Annotated in this window: 13 protein-coding genes and 1 pseudogene; 6 read left to right on the top strand and 8 right to left on the bottom strand. The window is 63.8% G+C overall.

Features of this window, described 5'->3' with window-relative positions; genetic code table 11:
• Positions 1 to 115: 115 nt before the first annotated feature.
• Both PQR08_RS03045 and PQR08_RS03050 read left to right on the top strand, forming a co-directional pair.
• Complete coding sequence (locus tag PQR08_RS03045; RefSeq protein WP_250485470.1) at positions 116 to 1042, top strand: helix-turn-helix domain-containing protein; 927 nt, start codon at positions 116 to 118, stop codon at positions 1040 to 1042.
• A gap of 39 nt (positions 1043 to 1081) precedes the next feature.
• Entirely contained in the window at positions 1082 to 1459 is a 378-nt protein-coding gene (locus tag PQR08_RS03050; RefSeq protein ID WP_238211224.1) for a DUF3331 domain-containing protein, read from the top strand.
• A gap of 73 nt (positions 1460 to 1532) precedes the next feature.
• On the opposite strand, the gene PQR08_RS03055 is transcribed toward PQR08_RS03050, so the two are convergent.
• Genes PQR08_RS03055 through PQR08_RS03065 form a run of 3 tightly spaced genes read right to left on the bottom strand, consistent with a single transcriptional unit; the run spans position 1533 to position 6218 of the window.
• Positions 1533 to 2522: a cytochrome d ubiquinol oxidase subunit II gene (locus PQR08_RS03055; protein ID WP_250485469.1), complete on the bottom strand. Its 990-nt coding sequence runs from the start codon at positions 2520 to 2522 to the stop codon at positions 1533 to 1535.
• A complete protein-coding gene (locus PQR08_RS03060) occupies positions 2519 to 3910 on the bottom strand; it encodes a cytochrome ubiquinol oxidase subunit I (RefSeq protein WP_250485468.1) in 1392 nt (463 codons plus the stop codon). Before PQR08_RS03060 ends, PQR08_RS03055 begins: the two co-directional genes overlap by 4 nt.
• Positions 3903 to 6218 (bottom strand): FdhF/YdeP family oxidoreductase, encoded by a 2316-nt coding sequence (locus tag PQR08_RS03065; RefSeq protein ID WP_250485467.1) that lies wholly within the window; start codon positions 6216 to 6218, stop codon positions 3903 to 3905. The genes PQR08_RS03060 and PQR08_RS03065 overlap by 8 nt, the downstream gene beginning before the upstream one ends.
• 290 nt (positions 6219 to 6508) lie before the next feature.
• Between PQR08_RS03065 and PQR08_RS03070 the strand changes: the two genes are divergently transcribed.
• Complete coding sequence (locus PQR08_RS03070) at positions 6509 to 8608, top strand: putative bifunctional diguanylate cyclase/phosphodiesterase (protein ID WP_250485466.1); 2100 nt, start codon at positions 6509 to 6511, stop codon at positions 8606 to 8608.
• Between the two features lie 77 nt (positions 8609 to 8685).
• Here the strand turns inward: PQR08_RS03070 and PQR08_RS03075 are convergent.
• A pseudogene (locus tag PQR08_RS03075) lies at positions 8686 to 9288 on the bottom strand (DUF1003 domain-containing protein); the annotation flags it as partial.
• 70 nt (positions 9289 to 9358) lie between these two features.
• Between PQR08_RS03075 and PQR08_RS03080 the strand changes: the two are divergent.
• Together PQR08_RS03080 and PQR08_RS03085 are read left to right on the top strand one after the other, a co-directional pair.
• Complete coding sequence (locus PQR08_RS03080) at positions 9359 to 10180, top strand: alpha/beta fold hydrolase (RefSeq protein WP_250485465.1); 822 nt, start codon at positions 9359 to 9361, stop codon at positions 10178 to 10180.
• An 11-nt stretch (positions 10181 to 10191) separates the two neighbouring features.
• Positions 10192 to 10671, top strand: coding sequence for a nuclear transport factor 2 family protein (locus PQR08_RS03085; protein ID WP_250485464.1), 480 nt, complete (start codon positions 10192 to 10194; stop codon positions 10669 to 10671).
• 40 nt (positions 10672 to 10711) lie between these two features.
• Here the strand turns inward: PQR08_RS03085 and glcF are convergent, their stop codons facing one another.
• From glcF to glcD, 3 genes are read right to left on the bottom strand one after another with little or no spacing between them, the layout of a single operon-like run.
• On the bottom strand, positions 10712 to 11929 hold the full coding sequence (gene glcF / locus PQR08_RS03090) for a glycolate oxidase subunit GlcF (RefSeq protein ID WP_408161046.1): 1218 nt from the start codon (positions 11927 to 11929) through the stop codon (positions 10712 to 10714).
• A gap of 20 nt (positions 11930 to 11949) precedes the next feature.
• Complete coding sequence (gene glcE, locus PQR08_RS03095) at positions 11950 to 13017, bottom strand: glycolate oxidase subunit GlcE (protein ID WP_250485462.1); 1068 nt, start codon at positions 13015 to 13017, stop codon at positions 11950 to 11952.
• Positions 13017 to 14516, bottom strand: coding sequence for a glycolate oxidase subunit GlcD (glcD, locus tag PQR08_RS03100; protein ID WP_250485461.1), 1500 nt, complete (start codon positions 14514 to 14516; stop codon positions 13017 to 13019). Before glcD ends, glcE begins: the two co-directional genes overlap by 1 nt.
• Before the next feature lie 224 nt (positions 14517 to 14740).
• Here glcD and glcC point away from each other — a divergent pair, with 224 nt between their 5' ends.
• The gene (gene glcC / locus PQR08_RS03105) at positions 14741 to 15505 is read left to right on the top strand and encodes a transcriptional regulator GlcC (RefSeq protein WP_250485460.1); all 765 of its coding nucleotides are present in this window, start codon (positions 14741 to 14743) and stop codon (positions 15503 to 15505) included.
• 61 nt (positions 15506 to 15566) lie between these two features.
• Here the strand turns inward: glcC and PQR08_RS03110 are convergent, their stop codons facing one another.
• The gene (locus tag PQR08_RS03110; RefSeq protein ID WP_250485459.1) at positions 15567 to 16064 is read right to left on the bottom strand and encodes an SRPBCC family protein; all 498 of its coding nucleotides are present in this window, start codon (positions 16062 to 16064) and stop codon (positions 15567 to 15569) included.

A 16064-nucleotide genomic window follows, 5' to 3' on the forward strand; every position in this document is an offset into this window, starting at 1 on the left:
ATGTCGTCAACCGTATGTACGGCTAGGCGCGTGGTTTCCGTTTGATTAACTTGGAGTCGTCGCGATGCCGGTCATCGATCGGCCGCACAGGCTTCAGTCAAGCAACGGACCTATCATGAATCTCAATCTCCTTTCGCATTCCGCGACGCCCGCGCGAGCGGCATTGATCGAACTGGAAGACCGATGGCGCAGCCCGGCCGCCGTCCAGCCCGCGCGGCGAATCACGATGGCGCGCTGGCTGCATCATGGCGAATCGCCGCTCGAAGTCTCCAGCGACGGCAACGGCGCGTTTCATTGCGTCAGCCTGAACCTGAAGTGCGCGTCGCTGATCTTTCACCATGCGGGCCGCAAGCTGCTGCACGGGCGCGTGCCCGCGGGCGTCGTGCAGGTCACCGCGCCCGCGACACGCGTGAGCGCGGTGTTCCAGTCGGCGATGGATGTCCTGCATCTCTTCGTGCCGCAGGAGGCTTTGGCGGAGTGCCATGACGATCTCTTTCATCGTCCCCACGCGGGCGATATCGTTCTCGACGATCCGAAGCTGATTCGCGATCCCGCGCTCGAACGGCTCGGCCAGACGCTCGCCGTGTGCAAGACCGAAGGCGCGGCGCTCGGCAGCATGTTCATCGAAAGCATTGGTCTCGCGATCGTGTCGCGGCTCGTCGCGCGTCATTTCGCTACGCCCGTTGCGCGCGGACGCGAGCCTTCGGCGTTGCCGCAATGGCGCATCAATCGCGTATCCGAATTCGTCGATGCGCATCTTGCCGAGAACATCAGCCTCGCGGATATCGCGTCGAGCACCGGTCTCACGCGCATGCACTTCGCCGCGCAGTTCCGCCGCGCGACAGGCATGCGTCCGCACGAGTACCTGCTGCAAAAGCGCATCGAGCGCGCGCAGCAACTGCTGCGCACGTCCAGGCACAGCATGCTCGATGTCGCGCTCTGCTGCGGCTTTCGTTCGCAGGCGCATTTCACGACGGTCTTCAAGCGACTTGTCGGCGCCACGCCGAAGCACTGGCAGACGAACACGCTCGACGCCGCGTGAGCGGATCGATCAACGACATTCTTCGATAAGGAGCCGGACATGGCTGAAGCTGCAATCGCGCTCGATCCGTGGGCGCAAACGATCTTTCAACTCACGTCGCTGAATGACGGCGTGAACTTCGGGACGCCTTCGGCAAGGCGTCCCTTCACGCAAACGGGCGAGCGCCGCGTGACCGTGAAGCTGATCGAACGTCCATCGACCACGACGGCGACGATCGAATGGCGCGACTCGACGCGCTGCTGCTACGGCGATCAGGTGTGGCGTGCGATGCGCGCGCGCACTGCTGGCGTGTGCGCGATGAGTGGTCGCGAGATTCGTCCGGGCGACCAGGTCTACGGGCCGAATCCGCGGCCGGTCCCGAGCAATGCGGGCGCGATGATTCTGGCGTCGGTGCTGGATCAGGCGACGTCGTTATGAATCGCTCGCGCTGCATGGAAAAACACCGCCTGCGAGGCGGTGTTTTCTTATGCGCGCTGCCGCGAACGACCGGTCATTCACCCGCGTGCGCGCTGCCCGCAAGTTTGCCGCGAAAGACGTGGTACTGATAAAGGTTGTAGCCGATCATCACCGGGAACACGAGACCGATACCGATCAGCATGAACGCGAGCGTCGGTGCATCGGACGCGGCTTCGAGAATGCCGAGCTTGCCCGGAATGAAATCGGGGAAGAGACTGATCGCGAGCCCTGTGAACGAGAACACGAACAGCGCCACCGATGCGCGAAACGGCACACGCGAACTGCCGAGATACAGCGACGCCATGATGAACGCGAACGCAAGCACCGACGCGAGGCCGAGCGCGATCAGCACATGCATCACGGCCGGATGCGTCCAGCGCGCGTGACCGATATCGCTGGAGAACCACGTCGCGAGCGTCAGCAACGCCGCGGCAACGACGGTGAACATCGCGCTCAGCAGTGAAATTCGCCGCGCCCATTGCTCGACCATGCCCGAGGTCTTCCTGACGAGATACGTCGCGCCGAGCAGGCAATATCCCGCGACGACGCCGATCGCCGCAACGACGATGAACGCGAAGGCCGCCTTGCCCGGCGCGAGACCCGTGAGCACCTTTCCGAGCACGACGCCTTGCGAGAGCGCCGCAACGAGGCTGCCGATGCCGAACACCTTGTCCCACACCGGCCCGTGATCGACGCTATGGCGAAACTCGATCGCCGCGCCGCGCATGATCAATCCCGCGATGAGCGCCATCACGGGTAGATAGAGATGTTCCAACAGGAGCGCGTAAGCCGGCGGAAACGCGCCGAAGAGCGCGCCGCCCATCACGACGAGCCACGTTTCGTTCGCGTCCCATACATGACCGATCGATTGAACCATCACGTCGCGATCCGACGACTTGCGGCGAAAGAGCGTGAGGATGCCGACGCCGAGATCGAAGCCGTCGGTGACGACATAGAAGACCAGCATCAGGCCGATGAGGCCGAACCATGTATCGGCGAGCATCGTGTGGACAGCGCTATTCATGAGTCGAGCTCCAAAGGCCGGTAACCTGCGATGTTCGCGGGCGGCATGCTGGTGAGGTCGGGGCCGGCGTTCAGCCAGCGACGCGCGAGCACGAAGAATGTGACGAGCAGCACGACATGGAACGCGAAGAACATCGCGATGCTCAAGGACACCGATGAAGCGGGGATCGTCGACACGGCATCGCGCGTGCGCAACAAACCGTAGACGACCCACGGCTGACGGCCCACTTCGCGCACGATCCATCCCGCTTCCACGGCGACATACGGCAACGGAATGGAGAGCACCCACGCGAGCAGAAGCTTGCGTCGTGCGAGCAGCGCTTCGAGACGGCCGCGTGTTTTGCGCAACGCATACGCGGTCCAGAACGCGAGCAACATGAACGCGAAGCCGATGCCCGCCATCACGCGAAACGCGTAATAGAGCAGCCCGATTGCGGGTGGCTGATCGTCGCGTGGGAAATCGGTGAGGCCCTTCACTTGTCCATGCAGCGTGTGCGTGCCGAGCACGCTCAACATGCCGGGCACGTCGATCGACCAGTCGTTGCGCTGCGCCTTCTGATCGGGCCAAGCGAGCAAGGACCACGATGCGCCCGTGCCCGGTGCGTTCGTCGTCCAGTGGCCTTCGATTGCGGCGCCCTTGGCGGGCTGCGTTTCGAACACGCTTACGCCGCTCGAATCGCCGAGCCAGATCTGCAAGGGCGCGACGAACACGAGCACCACGAGCGCAAGGCGGAAAGAACGCGCGAAGAACTCGGGATGACGCCGGCGATACAGATTCCACGCGGAAATGCCCGCGATCACGAACATGCCGGTTTCGATCGCGGCGACCCACATGTGCGAGACGCCCCACACCATGTCGGGGTTGAAGATCGCGGCGAAATAGTTCGTCACGACGATCCTGCCATCGACGACGGCATAGCCCGCGGGCGTCTGCATCCACGAGTTCGCGACCATGATCCAGAACGCGGAGAGGCTGGAGCCGAGCGCGACCATCGATGTGGCGAACAGATGCACGCCGCGCGACACGCGTCCCCAGCCGAACAGCATCACGCCGACGAAGCCCGCTTCGAGCATGAAGGCCATCGCGCCTTCGAAGCCCAGAATGTTGCCGATGAACTGGCCGCTGTACCGTGAAAAGGCGGCCCAGTTGGTGCCGAACTGAAACTCCATCGGAATGCCGCTCACGACGCCGACCGCGAAGTTCAGCACCAGCAGCTTGCTCCAGAAGCGCGCATGCCGGTAGTACGCGACGTCGCCGGTGCGTATCCACAGCGCTTCCACGAGCACGAGAAACGCGGACAGGCTGATGGTCAGGATAGGCCAGAGAATATGAAAGATCGCGGTCATCGCAAACTGCGCGCGCGACAGGTCGAGTACGTGATCAGGCATATTGGACGTCTTCGCGTTGAGGTTCGGCGACCGTGCGCACGACTCTCACGGGCACGGACTTGTACGACGGCGTGCGGCTCTGCGGATCGAATGCGTAGAGCGGCACGAGCGGATTCACTTCCGGGTAGTACGCGCCGCAGCAGCCATCGGGCAGCGAGTATTCGACGGCCTTGAAGTTGCGGATCACGCGCTCGATGCCGTCATCGGCTATCGCGAAGATATCGACGCGATCGCCCGCATTCAGTCCACGCTTCTTCAGCTCGCGCGGATTCATGAAGATCACGTCGCGCTGGCCGAACACGCCGCGATAGCGGTCCGAATGCGAATAGAGCGTGGTGTTGTACTGATCGTGGCTGCGCATCGTCGTGAGCGAGAGCGCGTCGGGATCGTTCGGCGCGGGGTCTTCGTCGAGGCCGTCGAAGACGAGAAAGTTCGCGCGGCCGGTGTCCGTGTTCCACACGCGTTCGCGCGCGGACGACGTCAGATGAAAGCCGCCCGGCACGCGAATGCGCGCGTTATACGCCTGAAAGATCGGGAACACGATCTCGATTGCATCGCGGATGCGGTCGTAGCTCGCGACGAGATGTTCCCACGGCACGCGCGACTTTGCGCCGAGCGTCGCGCGCGCGATGCCCGCGACGATGGCCGGCTCGCTCAGCAGATGTGGCGACGCGGGCTCGTTGCGCCCGGCGGACGCATGCACCATCGACATCGAATCCTCGACGGTGATCGATTGCGGTCCATCCGCCTGAATATCGATTTCGGTGCGGCCGAGGCACGGCAGAATCAGCGCGTCGCGGCCATGCACGAGATGACTTCTGTTGAGCTTCGTCGCGATATGCACGGTGAGGTCGAGCTTGCGCAGCGCATCCTGCATGCGCGCCCAGTCGGGAATCGCGGCCGCGAAGTTGCCGCCGAGCGCCACGAATACTTTCGCTTCGCCGCGCATCATCGATTCGAGCGTCGCGACCACATCGTTGCCATGCTTCGTTGGCGGCGTGAAACCGAACGCGCGCTCGATGCCTGCGATGAGCTGCGCATTCGGCTTCTCCGTGATGCCGACCGTGCGATTGCCCTGCACGTTCGAATGCCCGCGCACCGGACAGATGCCCGCGCCCGGCCGTCCGACGTTGCCGCGCAAGAGCGCGAGATTCGCGATCTGTTGCACGGCTTCGGTGCCGCGACGATGCTGCGTGATGCCCATGCCGTACACGAGAATCGCATTGTCGGCGCGCATGTAGATGTTCGCGGCATTCGTGAGCGCGTCGCGCGTGAGGCCGGAATGCCGCTCGATCGCGTCCCAGGGTGTAGCGCGCAAATCCGCGAGCAATGCGTCGATGCCGTGCGTATGGCCTTCGATGAACGCGATGTCCAGCACGCGCGGCGCGTCGGCGAGCATGGCTTTATCGTCCGCTTCGACGATCGCCTTCATCATGCCCTTCAGCGCGGCCACGTCGCCGCCCACGCGCACCTGATAGAGAAACGAGCTGATGTTCGTGAAGCCGAGCGTCGCCATCTCCACGGGGTTTTGCGGCGATGCGAAGCGTTCCAGCGCGCGTTCGCGAAACGGATTGAACGATACGATCTTCGCACCGCGCCGCGACGCCGAATGCAGATCGCTCATCATGCGCGGGCTGTTCGTGCCGGGATTCTGGCCGAAGATGAAGATCGCGTCTGCATGTTCGAAGTCTTCGAGCAGCACGGTGCCCTTGCCGACGCCGATCGATTGCGGCAAGCCCACGCTCGTCGCTTCGTGACACATGTTCGAGCAGTCGGGAAAGTTGTTGGTGCCGAACTCGCGCACGAAGAGCTGATACAGAAACGCCGCTTCGTTCGATGCGCGCCCGGACGTATAAAAGTCCGCTTGATCGGGATGATCGAGTGCATTCAGATGACGCCCGACGAGCGCGAATGCCTCGTTCCATTCGATCGGCACGTATCGGTCGGAAGCGGCTTCGTAGACCATCGGATGCGTGAGACGGCCCGCCATTTCGAGGTCGTAGTCGTTCCATGCGGCAAGCTCGGACACGCTATGTTGCGCGAAGAACTCGGGCGTGCAGCGCATCGCGGTCGCTTCCCATGCGACGGCCTTCGCGCCGTTCTCGCAGAATTCGAACGACGACGTATGTTTCGGATCGGGCCACGCGCAGCCGGGACAATCGAAGCCTTGCGGCTGATTCATGTGCAGGAGCGTTTTCGCGCCGGACACGGGAATGCCCTGAATCTTCAGTGCTTCGCCCGTGGCCTTCAGCGCGCCCCAGCCGCCGGCGGGTTCGCTATAGATGCGGATAACTTTGTTTTCGCTCATGTCCTTCGCCTCGCAAACGATGCAATTCGTTGATTGCGATGATCGCCGTTCGGCGCGAGGCGGCTTTGCGTAATCGCGCGCCTCATTTGCGAAGCGCACGGGCGGGAGAGGGGCGTCGGCGCGGTTCCGTACGAACGTGCCGACGGCCGCGCTGGCATAAAGTTTCCCGCCCCCAGGCCGATAGCGCATAAGGAACCAGGAGCCGCGCACCGTCGCGGCACGGGCCACAGCCGAGTCGGGGCGCACGAAAAAGCAGTCGCAAAAGACTGATACGAAACGAGAGAGAGCCGATGACTGGTGTCTACAATCCGCTGCTGGTCTGTCTGTCGCTCGTGGTCGCGTTTCTCGCGTCCTACACGGCGATGGAGCTGTCCGGCGGCCTGAATGCGCTCGCGAGCGCGAAACGCCGCCCGGCATGGCTCGCTGGCGGCGCGGTGTCGATGGGCGTCGGCATCTGGTCGATGCACTTCATCGGCATGCTCGCGTTCTCCCTGCCGATCGCCGTCGGCTACGATTTTTCGATCACCGCGGCGTCGCTCGTCCTCGCAATCGGCGTGTCGTTCATCGCGCTCGCCACCGCGAGCCGGGGCGCGCTATCGAGTGCGCGCCTCGTCGTGGCCGGCACGATCATGGGCGTGGGCGTCGCCGCGATGCACTTCACCGGCATGCACGCGATGCAGATGTCGCCCGGCATCGACTACACCGTCTGGAAGCTCGTGCTCTCCGTGGCGGTCGCGATCGTCGCGTCGATGGCGGCGCTCTGGCTCGCGTTCACGCTGCGCGCATCGGATGTCGAGAACCTCGTCGTCAAGCGGCTCGGCGCGGCGGTCATCATGGCCATTGCGATAACGGGCATGCACTATCTCGGCATGGACGCGGCCAACTTCGCCTCGGGCAGCCTTTGCCTCGCCGACGCCAAGCTCGACGCGAACTGGCTCGCGCTCGTCGTCACGGCGATGTCGTTCACGGTGCTCGTCGGCACGCTCGCCTTGCTCGGCTTTCATACGAGCAGCCTGTCGATTTCGCTGAAGCGCGCGAACCGGCAGCTGCATTATCTCGGCACGCACGATGCCCTGACGAACCTGCCGAATCGTCAGCAACTTTCGTTGCGCATCGCGCAGGCGATCGCCGACAGCGCGCGCCGCGCGTCGCCGTTCGCGGTGCTGTTCATCGATCTCGACGGATTCAAGTCGATCAACGATTCGCTCGGTCACGGCGTGGGCGACGACCTGCTGCAGGTGTGCGCCGAACGCTTGCGCCAGGACCTGCGCCACACCGATATGGTCGCGCGGCTCGGCGGCGACGAATTCGTGATCGTCGTGGAGAACGCGGCGGAGATATCGTCCGCCGTCGCGGTCGCCAATGGCGTGTTGCGGCGGCTGTCGCAGGAGATCGTCGTCAACGGCTTGCCGCTGCGCGTGAGCGCGAGCATCGGCATCGCGTTTCATCCGCGCGACGGCGCCAATGCCGAAGAAGTGCTGCATAGCGCGGACGCCGCCATGTATGCCGCCAAGCAGAGCGGACGCAACACCTACCGCGTGTTCGAGCCGCAGATGAATCACACTGCGCTCAGGTCGCTGATCCTGCAGCGCGACCTGCATCGCGCGTTGAGCGACGACGAATTGAGCCTGTCGTTCCAGCCTAAGTTCAGCGTCGCATCGCAATCGGTGACGGGCGTCGAGGCGCTGATTCGCTGGCGCCATCCGGAGTTGGGCGAGATCGCGCCGCTCGAATTCATACCGATCGCGGAGCGCTCGGGCCTCATCGTCGAGATCGGCGACTGGGTGTTGCGCGAAGTGTGCCGCAACATCGCGCGATGGGATGCCGATGGACTGCCCGCGATTCCCGTATCGGTGAATCTGTCGCCGATCCAGTTCAACGTGCCGGATCTCGTCGCGCGCATCGACGCTCTGATCGGCGCGGCGGGTGTCGAACCGTCGCGCCTGATGTTCGAGATCACCGAAACGACGGCGATGCAGAACGTCGAAAAGACGAGTCATACGATCGAGGCGCTGCAGGCGCGCGGCTATGCGGTGGCCGTCGACGATTTCGGCACCGGCTATTCGAGCCTCGGTTATCTGCAGCGCTTTCGCTTCGACCAGATCAAGATCGACGGCTCGTTCGTGCGCGATCTCGATGCCGCGGGCAAGCGCGGCAGCGCGTTGCTGTCGGCGGTCGTGACGCTCGCGCGCGCATTGCAGATCGAGGTCGTCGCGGAAGGCGTGGAGACGGAGTCGCAATTCCGCACGCTCGGTGAGCTCGAATGCGATCAGATGCAAGGCTTCTTGCTGAGCCGGCCGCTGCCCGCGGCGGAACTTCCGGGGTTCTTGAGCGGGATGGCGGGACGTATCGTCGGGGCGGGGCGCGTGTGCATCGCGCCTGCCGTGTAAGCCGCGATCTCCTCGGCCAGTTCGCGTGTCAGCGCGGTGAGTTCCGTGTTCTGTCGCAGCAACGTCTCGATCTGCGCCGCCTGATGCGCGAGCGCCTTGTCGCGCCGCTCGGCCGCGAGCGCGAGCGCTTCCCGGTGCCGCGCATCGGCATCGGAAAATGCCTTGTCGCGATCCGCCTGACGCGTCTGCGCGAGGAGAATCATCGGCGCGGCATAAGCGGACTGAAGACTGAACGCCAGATTCAGCAACACGAACGGATACGGATCGAAGTGCATCAGGTGCGCCACGTTCAACGCGATCCATGCGAGGACGATCAACGTCTGCGCCACCAGAAACGTCGGCGTGCCGAAGAAGCGCGCGAAAGCCTCCGCCTTCAGCGCGAACCAGTCGTTGCCGAACGCGCTCGCCAGATGCAGATGCGGCAACTGAAAGCGCAGATGATCGGTCGCTGAATCACGTTGGTCCTGTTCGATCTTCATGATGGTGATGAAAAGAGTGGGCGTGTGCGCATCGCACTCTACGTTCTCGCGCGCGGGAAGCGTTTGAAAAACGCACGCCGCCATACGGTGCAGCACGGCGCAAGTCCGTGAATCAGTCCGCCGTGCGTACGCTAAAACACCGGTCGCATCGACAAGACCCGCATTCGATCGCCATGAATACTCCTTCCATACGCGACACATCCGCCGCGTTATGCGCCGCGCCGTGCATGAACGGCGCCGCCTGATCCAGCATCTCGAAGGAGTCAAAGCAATGGCCACATTCACACTGAAAGACGGAACCGAACTGTTTTACAAGGACTGGGGCTCGGGCCAGCCCGTCGTCTTCTCTCACGGCTGGCCGCTCAACGCGGACGCGTGGGATTCGCAAATGATGTATCTCGCGGAACGCGGCTATCGCGTGATCGCGCATGACCGGCGCGGCCACGGCCGTTCCAGCCAGCCGTGGGACGGCAACGACATGAGCCGCTATGCGGATGATCTCGCCGAACTCGTCGATCATCTCGACGTCAAGGATGCCGTGTTCGTCGGCCATTCGACGGGCGGCGGCGAAGTCGCGCGCTATATCGGCCGTCACGGCACGAAGCGCGTGAAGAAGGCGGTGCTGATCTCGGCGGTGCCGCCGCTGATGCTCAAGACCGAAGCCAACCCCGGCGGCCTGCCGCTCTCCGTGTTCGACGATATCCGCAAGGGCGTCATCGGCAATCGCTCGCAGTTCTTCAATGATCTTGCGACGCCGTTCTTCGGCTTCAATCGCGAAGGCGCGAAGGTGTCGCAAGGCACGATCGACTGGTTCTGGCTCGCCGGCATGCAATGCTCGATCAAGAGCGCGTACGACTGCATCAAGGCTTTCTCGGAAACGGACTTTACCGACGACCTGAAGAAGATGACGATCCCGACGCTCGTGCTGCAGGGAGACGCCGACCAGATCGTGCCGATCGACGATTCCGGCAAGCTCTCCGCGAAGATCGTCCCCGATGGCTCGCTCACGATCATTCCCGGCGCGCCGCACGGCATGTGCACGACCCACGCCGATACGGTCAACGAGCATCTTCTCGCGTTCATCCGCAAGTGAAGGAGCGCGTCATGGTCAATACTTCGGAGTCTCGTCCGCCGTTTCCTCCGTTCTCGCGCGAGACGGCGATCGAGAAAGTGCGTCAGGCCGAGGACGGCTGGAATTCGCGCGATCCCGAGCGCGTGTCGCATGTCTATTCGCGCGATACGCAATGGCGCAATCGTGCGGAGTTCGTCCACGGACGCGAGGACGTGCGCGCGTTTCTGGATCGAAAGTGGCGCAATGAACTCGACTATCGGCTCATCAAGGAGCTATGGGCTTTCGGCGGAAACCGCATCGCGGTTCGCTTCGCCTATGAGTGGCGCGATGATGCGGGCAACTGGTTCCGTTCCTACGGCAACGAGAACTGGGAGTTCGGTCTCGATGGCCTGATGAATCATCGACACGCGAGCATCAACGATGTGCCGATCAAGGAAAGCGAGCGCAAGTTTCATTGGCCGCTCGGGCGAAGGCCGGACGATCATCCGGGCCTGAGCGAGCTCGGACTTTGATATCGCGAAGGACACGCTGCACGTATCGGCGCGCAGCGTGTCATTGCATCGCGTCTTCCACCAGTTCGATCCAGTGACGCACGCCGGTGCGTCCCGCTCCCGCGAGATGCGTCTGACAGCCGATGTTCGCCGTGACGATCATCTCGGGCGCGCCGCTTTCGAGCGCATCCAGCTTGCGGTCGCGCAGTTGCATCGATAGTTCGGGCTGCGTGATCGAGTAAGTGCCCGCCGAGCCGCAGCACAGATGCGCATCGGGGACGGCGGTCAGATCGTAGCCGAGACGCGTGAGAATTGCTTCCACCGCGCCGCCGAGCTTTTGCGCATGTTGCAGCGTGCAGGGACAATGAAACGCGATGCGGCGTCGCTCCGCGGACCTGAGCGCATCGAGCGGCTCCGCGCCCAGCACTTCGACGAGATCGCGCGCCAGTTCGCTCACGCGCGCAGCCTTCGCCGCGTATTGCGGATCGTCGCGCAGCAAGTGACCGTATTCCTTGATGAACGCGCCGCATCCGCTCGCAGTCTGCACGATGGCTTCCGCGCCCGCTTCGATCGCGGGCCACCAGGCGTCGATATTGCGCCGCGCGCGCATCAGTCCCGCTTCCTGCGCGTTGAGGTGATAGTCGGTTGCGCCGCAACAGCCCGCGCGTGGCGCATCGATCACGCTGATGCCGATACGGTCGAGCACACGTGCGGTCGCCGCGTTGGTGTTCGGCGACAGGGAAGGCTGCACGCAGCCTTCGAGCATCAGCACGCGACGCGTGTGACGAGCGGCCGGCCGTGACTTGGCCGCGATGGTCTTCGCGGGAATCTTCTGGCGCAGCGTGGCCGGCATCAGCGGACGCGCGATACGGCCCGCCTTCAGCAGCGCATCGAACACGGCGGGGCGCGGTATCACATGACGCAGGCCGTGACGCAACATGCGCTCGCGTGCGGGACGCGGCACGCGACGTTCGAGTTCAGCGCGGCCGATATCGAGCAGCGCGTGATACGTGACGCCCGAAGGACAGGTCGTTTCGCAGTTGCGGCACGTGAGGCAGCGGTCGAGATGCAACTGCGTTTTGTCGGTGACGGGCTCGCCTTCGAGCATCTGCTTGATGAGGTAGATGCGCCCGCGCGGGCCGTCCAGTTCGTTGCCCAGCAACTGATACGTCGGGCACGTCGCGTTGCAGAAGCCGCAATGCACGCACGAACGAAGTATGTCTTCCGCTTCCTTCGCGCGCGCGAGTGTCTTTGCTTCGTCGCTGAGATTCGTTTGCATATCGATGCCTGTCGATAACGTCAGTAGTCGGCGTACATCCGGCCGGGATTGAACACGCCGTGCGGGTCGAGGCGTTGCTTCACTTGCCGGTGAAAGCGCATGAGCGGCGCGGCGAGCGGATGAAACGGATCGGCTGCGGCGCCGGGCGTGAAGCACGTCGCGTGTCCGCCCGCCGCGCTCGCGACGCCGCGAATGACATCGGCGTTCGCGTCGCTCTTGAGCCAGCGTTGCGCGCCGCCCCAGTCGAGCATCACGGCGCCGGGCAACTCGATGAGCGGCGTATCGTTCGGCAAGGACAAGCGCCAGAGCGGGCGTCCGTCGCTGAAGAAGGACAGACGCTGATCGCGCAGAGCGGACCAGAACTGCGCGTCTAGATGTTCTCCGCCGATGCGATCCGCCGCCGCGCGCACCGAGCCCGCGCCGCCCTCCAGGCGCACATGCAGACGGCCATCGACATGACATGCGCCGCTCACGGGCAACGCCGCCTTGCGCCATGAAGCAAGCTCGCGCATCGCCTCGGCCGCGTCGAGCGCGAGCGACAGACACCGCGTTTCACGCGGCTTCGGCAGCACTTTCAACGACACTTCCGTGATGAGACCGAGACAGCCGAAGCTGCCGCTCATCAAACGCGAAACGTCGTAACCGGCGACGTTCTTCATCACCTGTCCGCCGAAACGCAGATGCTTGCCTTCGCCCGTGACGATGCGGCAGCCGAGCATGAAGTCGCGCACCGAACCGGCCCACGGCCGGCGCGGGCCCGACAATCCCGCAGCGACAGCACCGCCGATGGTCGCCGCTTCATCGAAGGCGGGCGGCTCGCACGGCAGCATCTGGCCGGCTTCGTCGAGTATCGCGTTCAATTCGGCGAGCGTCGTCCCCGCGCGTGCGGTGACGACGAGTTCGCTCGGGTCATAGCTGACGATGCCGCGATGCGAGCGCGTGTCGATCTCGTCGCCGTGCACGGGCCTGCCGAGGTGCGCCTTGCTGTCGCCGCCGCGAATACGCAGTGGCCGCTTTCGTGCAATCGCGTCTTGCACTTGATCGACGAGCCGCGCGCTGTCGTCGATGGAGATGAGGTCGCGTCGCATCAGAAGCGCTCCAGTTCGGGATGAGGCAGTGCGCCGTGATGCACGTGCATCGTGCCGAACTCCGCGCAGCGATGCAGCGTCGGCACGTTCTTGCCGGGATTCAGAAGCCCCGAAGGATCGAATGCGGCTTTCACGGCATGGAAGAACGTGAGTTCGTCGCTGTTGAACTGGGCGCACATCTGATTGATCTTCTCGCGGCCGACGCCATGCTCGCCCGTGATGCTGCCGCCGACTTCGACGCACAGTTCCAGAATGCGCGCGCCGATCGCTTCGGCTCTGTCCATTTCGCCGGGCGCGTTGGCATCGAAGAGAATGAGCGGATGCATGTTGCCGTCGCCCGCATGGAACACGTTGGCGACGCGCAGTCCGTATTGCGCCGACAGATCCGCGATGCCGCGCAGCACGCGCGATAACTCGCGGCGCGGGATCGTGCCGTCCATGCAGTAGTAATCGGGCGAGATGCGGCCCACTGCCGGGAATGCGTTCTTGCGGCCCGCCCAGAAGCGCTGGCGTTCGGCCTCGTTCGCGGCGAGGCGGATCTCCGTCGCGCCCGCCGTGCGCAGCAATGCTTCGACACGCGCGCAATCTTCGGCGACATCGGATTCCGCGCCATCGACTTCGCATAAGAGCAGCGCTTCTGCATCCACGGGATAGCCTGCGTGGATGAAGTCCTCGGCGGCGCGGATCGCGAGGTTGTCCATCATTTCGAGCCCGCCGGGAATCACGCCTGCCGCGATGATCTGCGCGACGGCATCGCCCGCTTTCTCGATGTCGTCGAAGCTGGCGAGCAGTACCTTCGCGCTCTGCGGCTTCGTCAATAGCTTGACGGTCACTTCGACCACGACGCCCAGCATGCCTTCCGAACCGGTGATGAGCGCGAGCAGATCGAAGCCGGGCGCATCGAGCGCTTCGGAGCCGAGCGTGAGACGTTCGCCGTCGATCGTCACGATCTCCACGCGCAGGATGTTATGGACCGTCAGCCCGTACTTGAGGCAATGCACGCCGCCGGCGTTCTCCGCGACGTTGCCGCCGATCGAGCATGCAATCTGCGACGACGGATCGGGCGCGTAATAGAGGCCGTGCGGCGCGGCGGCCTGCGAGATCGCGAGATTGCGCACGCCGGGTTGCACGCGTGCGATGCAGGCTTGCGCGTCGACTTCGAGGATGCGGTTGAATCGCGACATCACGAGCAGGATGCCTTTTTCGAGCGGCAACGCGCCGCCCGAGAGACCCGTGCCCGCGCCGCGCGCGACCACCGGCACGCCGTGCGCGTTCGCATACTTGAGCAGCGTCTGAACTTCGTCGATGGTGCCGGGCAGCGCGACGAGCATCGGCGTGATGCGATAGGCGGAGAGACCGTCGCATTCGAAAGGACGCAGGTCTTCCTTCGCGTGCAGCAGTTGAAGATCGGGGAGCAGGGCTTGCAGATCGCGCACGATCGCGGCTTTGTCGTGATCGGCGAGCGGCCCGTCGAGCCTTTCGTCGTAGGCGTAGGTCATGCGGTGTCTCCTGTGGGACGCGGGTTCGTGCCCACGTGTGCTTTGTGGCGATTCTTCCGGGTCTGCGACATGATGTCGATGGATTTTCCACTGGTATTACCAGTTTTTGTAGTGGACGGCTTTTACGCGGATCGCTGAAACGTAGGCGATGAAACGGCGTAAGGCAGGCAGATAACCGAGCGCCGTGCTACGATTTCGCAGTGGTAATACCAGTGGTGAGTGCGATGAAAGAAGCGGAAGAAAGCAAGCGAAAGCTGGCGGACGTGGTGGTCGAACGCATCGAGGCCCTGATCGTCGATGGCGTGCTGAAGGTCGGGCAGACGTTGCCGTCCGAGCGGCGGCTGACCGAAAAGCTCGGCGTTTCGCGCACCGCGCTACGCGAAGGGCTGAAGATTCTGCGGGCGAGGGGATTGATCGAAACCTCGCAGGGCAAGGGCTCGTTCGTCGCGAAGCTCACAGCCGAGCCCGGACAGTCGCCGATGATGCATCTGCTCGGATCGCAACCGCGCACGCTCTACGATCTGCTGGAAGTGCGCGAAATGCTGGAAGCGGAGGCGGCGCGGCTCGCCGCATTGCGAGGTACGCAGGCCGATCACATCATGATCCGGCGGCGCTACGAAGAACTCGTCGCCGCCGATACGCACGACACCGACGCCTCCACGCATGCGCGGCTCGATCACGCGTTTCATCTCGCGATTTGCGAGGCGTCGCATAACGCGGTGCTCGTGCATACGCTCGGCATGCTGAACGATCTGATGCTGAGCGCGGTGTTCGCGTCGGTGAACAATCTCTATCATCGCGAGCCGCAGAAGCGTCAGATCGATCGCCAGCATGCGCGTTTGTACAACGCCGTTACCGGCAAGCTGCCGGAGCAGGCGCGCCGTGCGGCGAGTCTGCATGTCAAGAGCGTGCGTGAGAGCCTCGCCGAGATCGAGCAGGAGGAAGAGCGGCTGGTGCGCTCGACGTTGCGGCTGGAGGGATGGGCGTGATGGCGTCGGGGATCGTAGCGGGCGAACCTTATATGAGACGTAGTTGAGCGGGATACTCGTCTCAACGCTCCGCCTCATCATGCTCCACCCCCACGAGCCGCGCCCCGAGCCGCCTCGCAAGCGCCTCGCCGCCCCGCTGCATCACGTAATCGTGATTCCACTTGAAGACCGGCCGCGCAATAGGCGCAAGCAGATTCATCCATCCGCGCCCGGTACGCACGCGCCATTCATATCGCACGATGGTGACATCATCGCGCGATGAAAACCGCCATTGCCCCGAACCTTCGACATCGCCGCTCGCTTCTCCTTCGAGCGACACGAGCGGCTCGACGCGCGTGACACGCATGTCGAAGCGCACGCGATACGGCAAGCGCCCCTTCCATGTATAACGATGCAACGCACCGACGCCGTCGTGCGCGCCTTTCTCCACTTCGATCACCCGTTCGACACACGCCCACCATTGCGGCCACGCCGCCGGATCGTGGATGGCGTCCCATACGGACTGAAGCGGCGCCGCGATCTTCCAGACGGTAACGAATCGATATTCGCTCGCGCGCAC

It is taken from the genome of Caballeronia jiangsuensis (assembly GCF_046030135.1).
In the GTDB taxonomy this organism is placed as follows: domain Bacteria; phylum Pseudomonadota; class Gammaproteobacteria; order Burkholderiales; family Burkholderiaceae; genus Caballeronia; species Caballeronia jiangsuensis.

Coding starts and splice junctions, on each gene's coding strand:
- PQR08_RS03045 (WP_250485470.1), top strand. CDS start 116: ATGAATCTCAATCTCCTTTCGCATTCCGCGACGCCCGCGCGAGCGGCA.
- PQR08_RS03050 (WP_238211224.1), top strand. CDS start 1,082: ATGGCTGAAGCTGCAATCGCGCTCGATCCGTGGGCGCAAACGATCTTT.
- PQR08_RS03055 (WP_250485469.1), bottom strand. CDS start 2,522: ATGAATAGCGCTGTCCACACGATGCTCGCCGATACATGGTTCGGCCTC.
- PQR08_RS03060 (WP_250485468.1), bottom strand. CDS start 3,910: ATGCCTGATCACGTACTCGACCTGTCGCGCGCGCAGTTTGCGATGACC.
- PQR08_RS03065 (WP_250485467.1), bottom strand. CDS start 6,218: ATGAGCGAAAACAAAGTTATCCGCATCTATAGCGAACCCGCCGGCGGC.
- PQR08_RS03070 (WP_250485466.1), top strand. CDS start 6,509: ATGACTGGTGTCTACAATCCGCTGCTGGTCTGTCTGTCGCTCGTGGTC.
- PQR08_RS03080 (WP_250485465.1), top strand. CDS start 9,359: ATGGCCACATTCACACTGAAAGACGGAACCGAACTGTTTTACAAGGAC.
- PQR08_RS03085 (WP_250485464.1), top strand. CDS start 10,192: ATGGTCAATACTTCGGAGTCTCGTCCGCCGTTTCCTCCGTTCTCGCGC.
- glcF (WP_408161046.1), bottom strand. CDS start 11,929: ATGCAAACGAATCTCAGCGACGAAGCAAAGACACTCGCGCGCGCGAAG.
- glcE (WP_250485462.1), bottom strand. CDS start 13,017: ATGCGACGCGACCTCATCTCCATCGACGACAGCGCGCGGCTCGTCGAT.
- glcD (WP_250485461.1), bottom strand. CDS start 14,516: ATGACCTACGCCTACGACGAAAGGCTCGACGGGCCGCTCGCCGATCAC.
- glcC (WP_250485460.1), top strand. CDS start 14,741: ATGAAAGAAGCGGAAGAAAGCAAGCGAAAGCTGGCGGACGTGGTGGTC.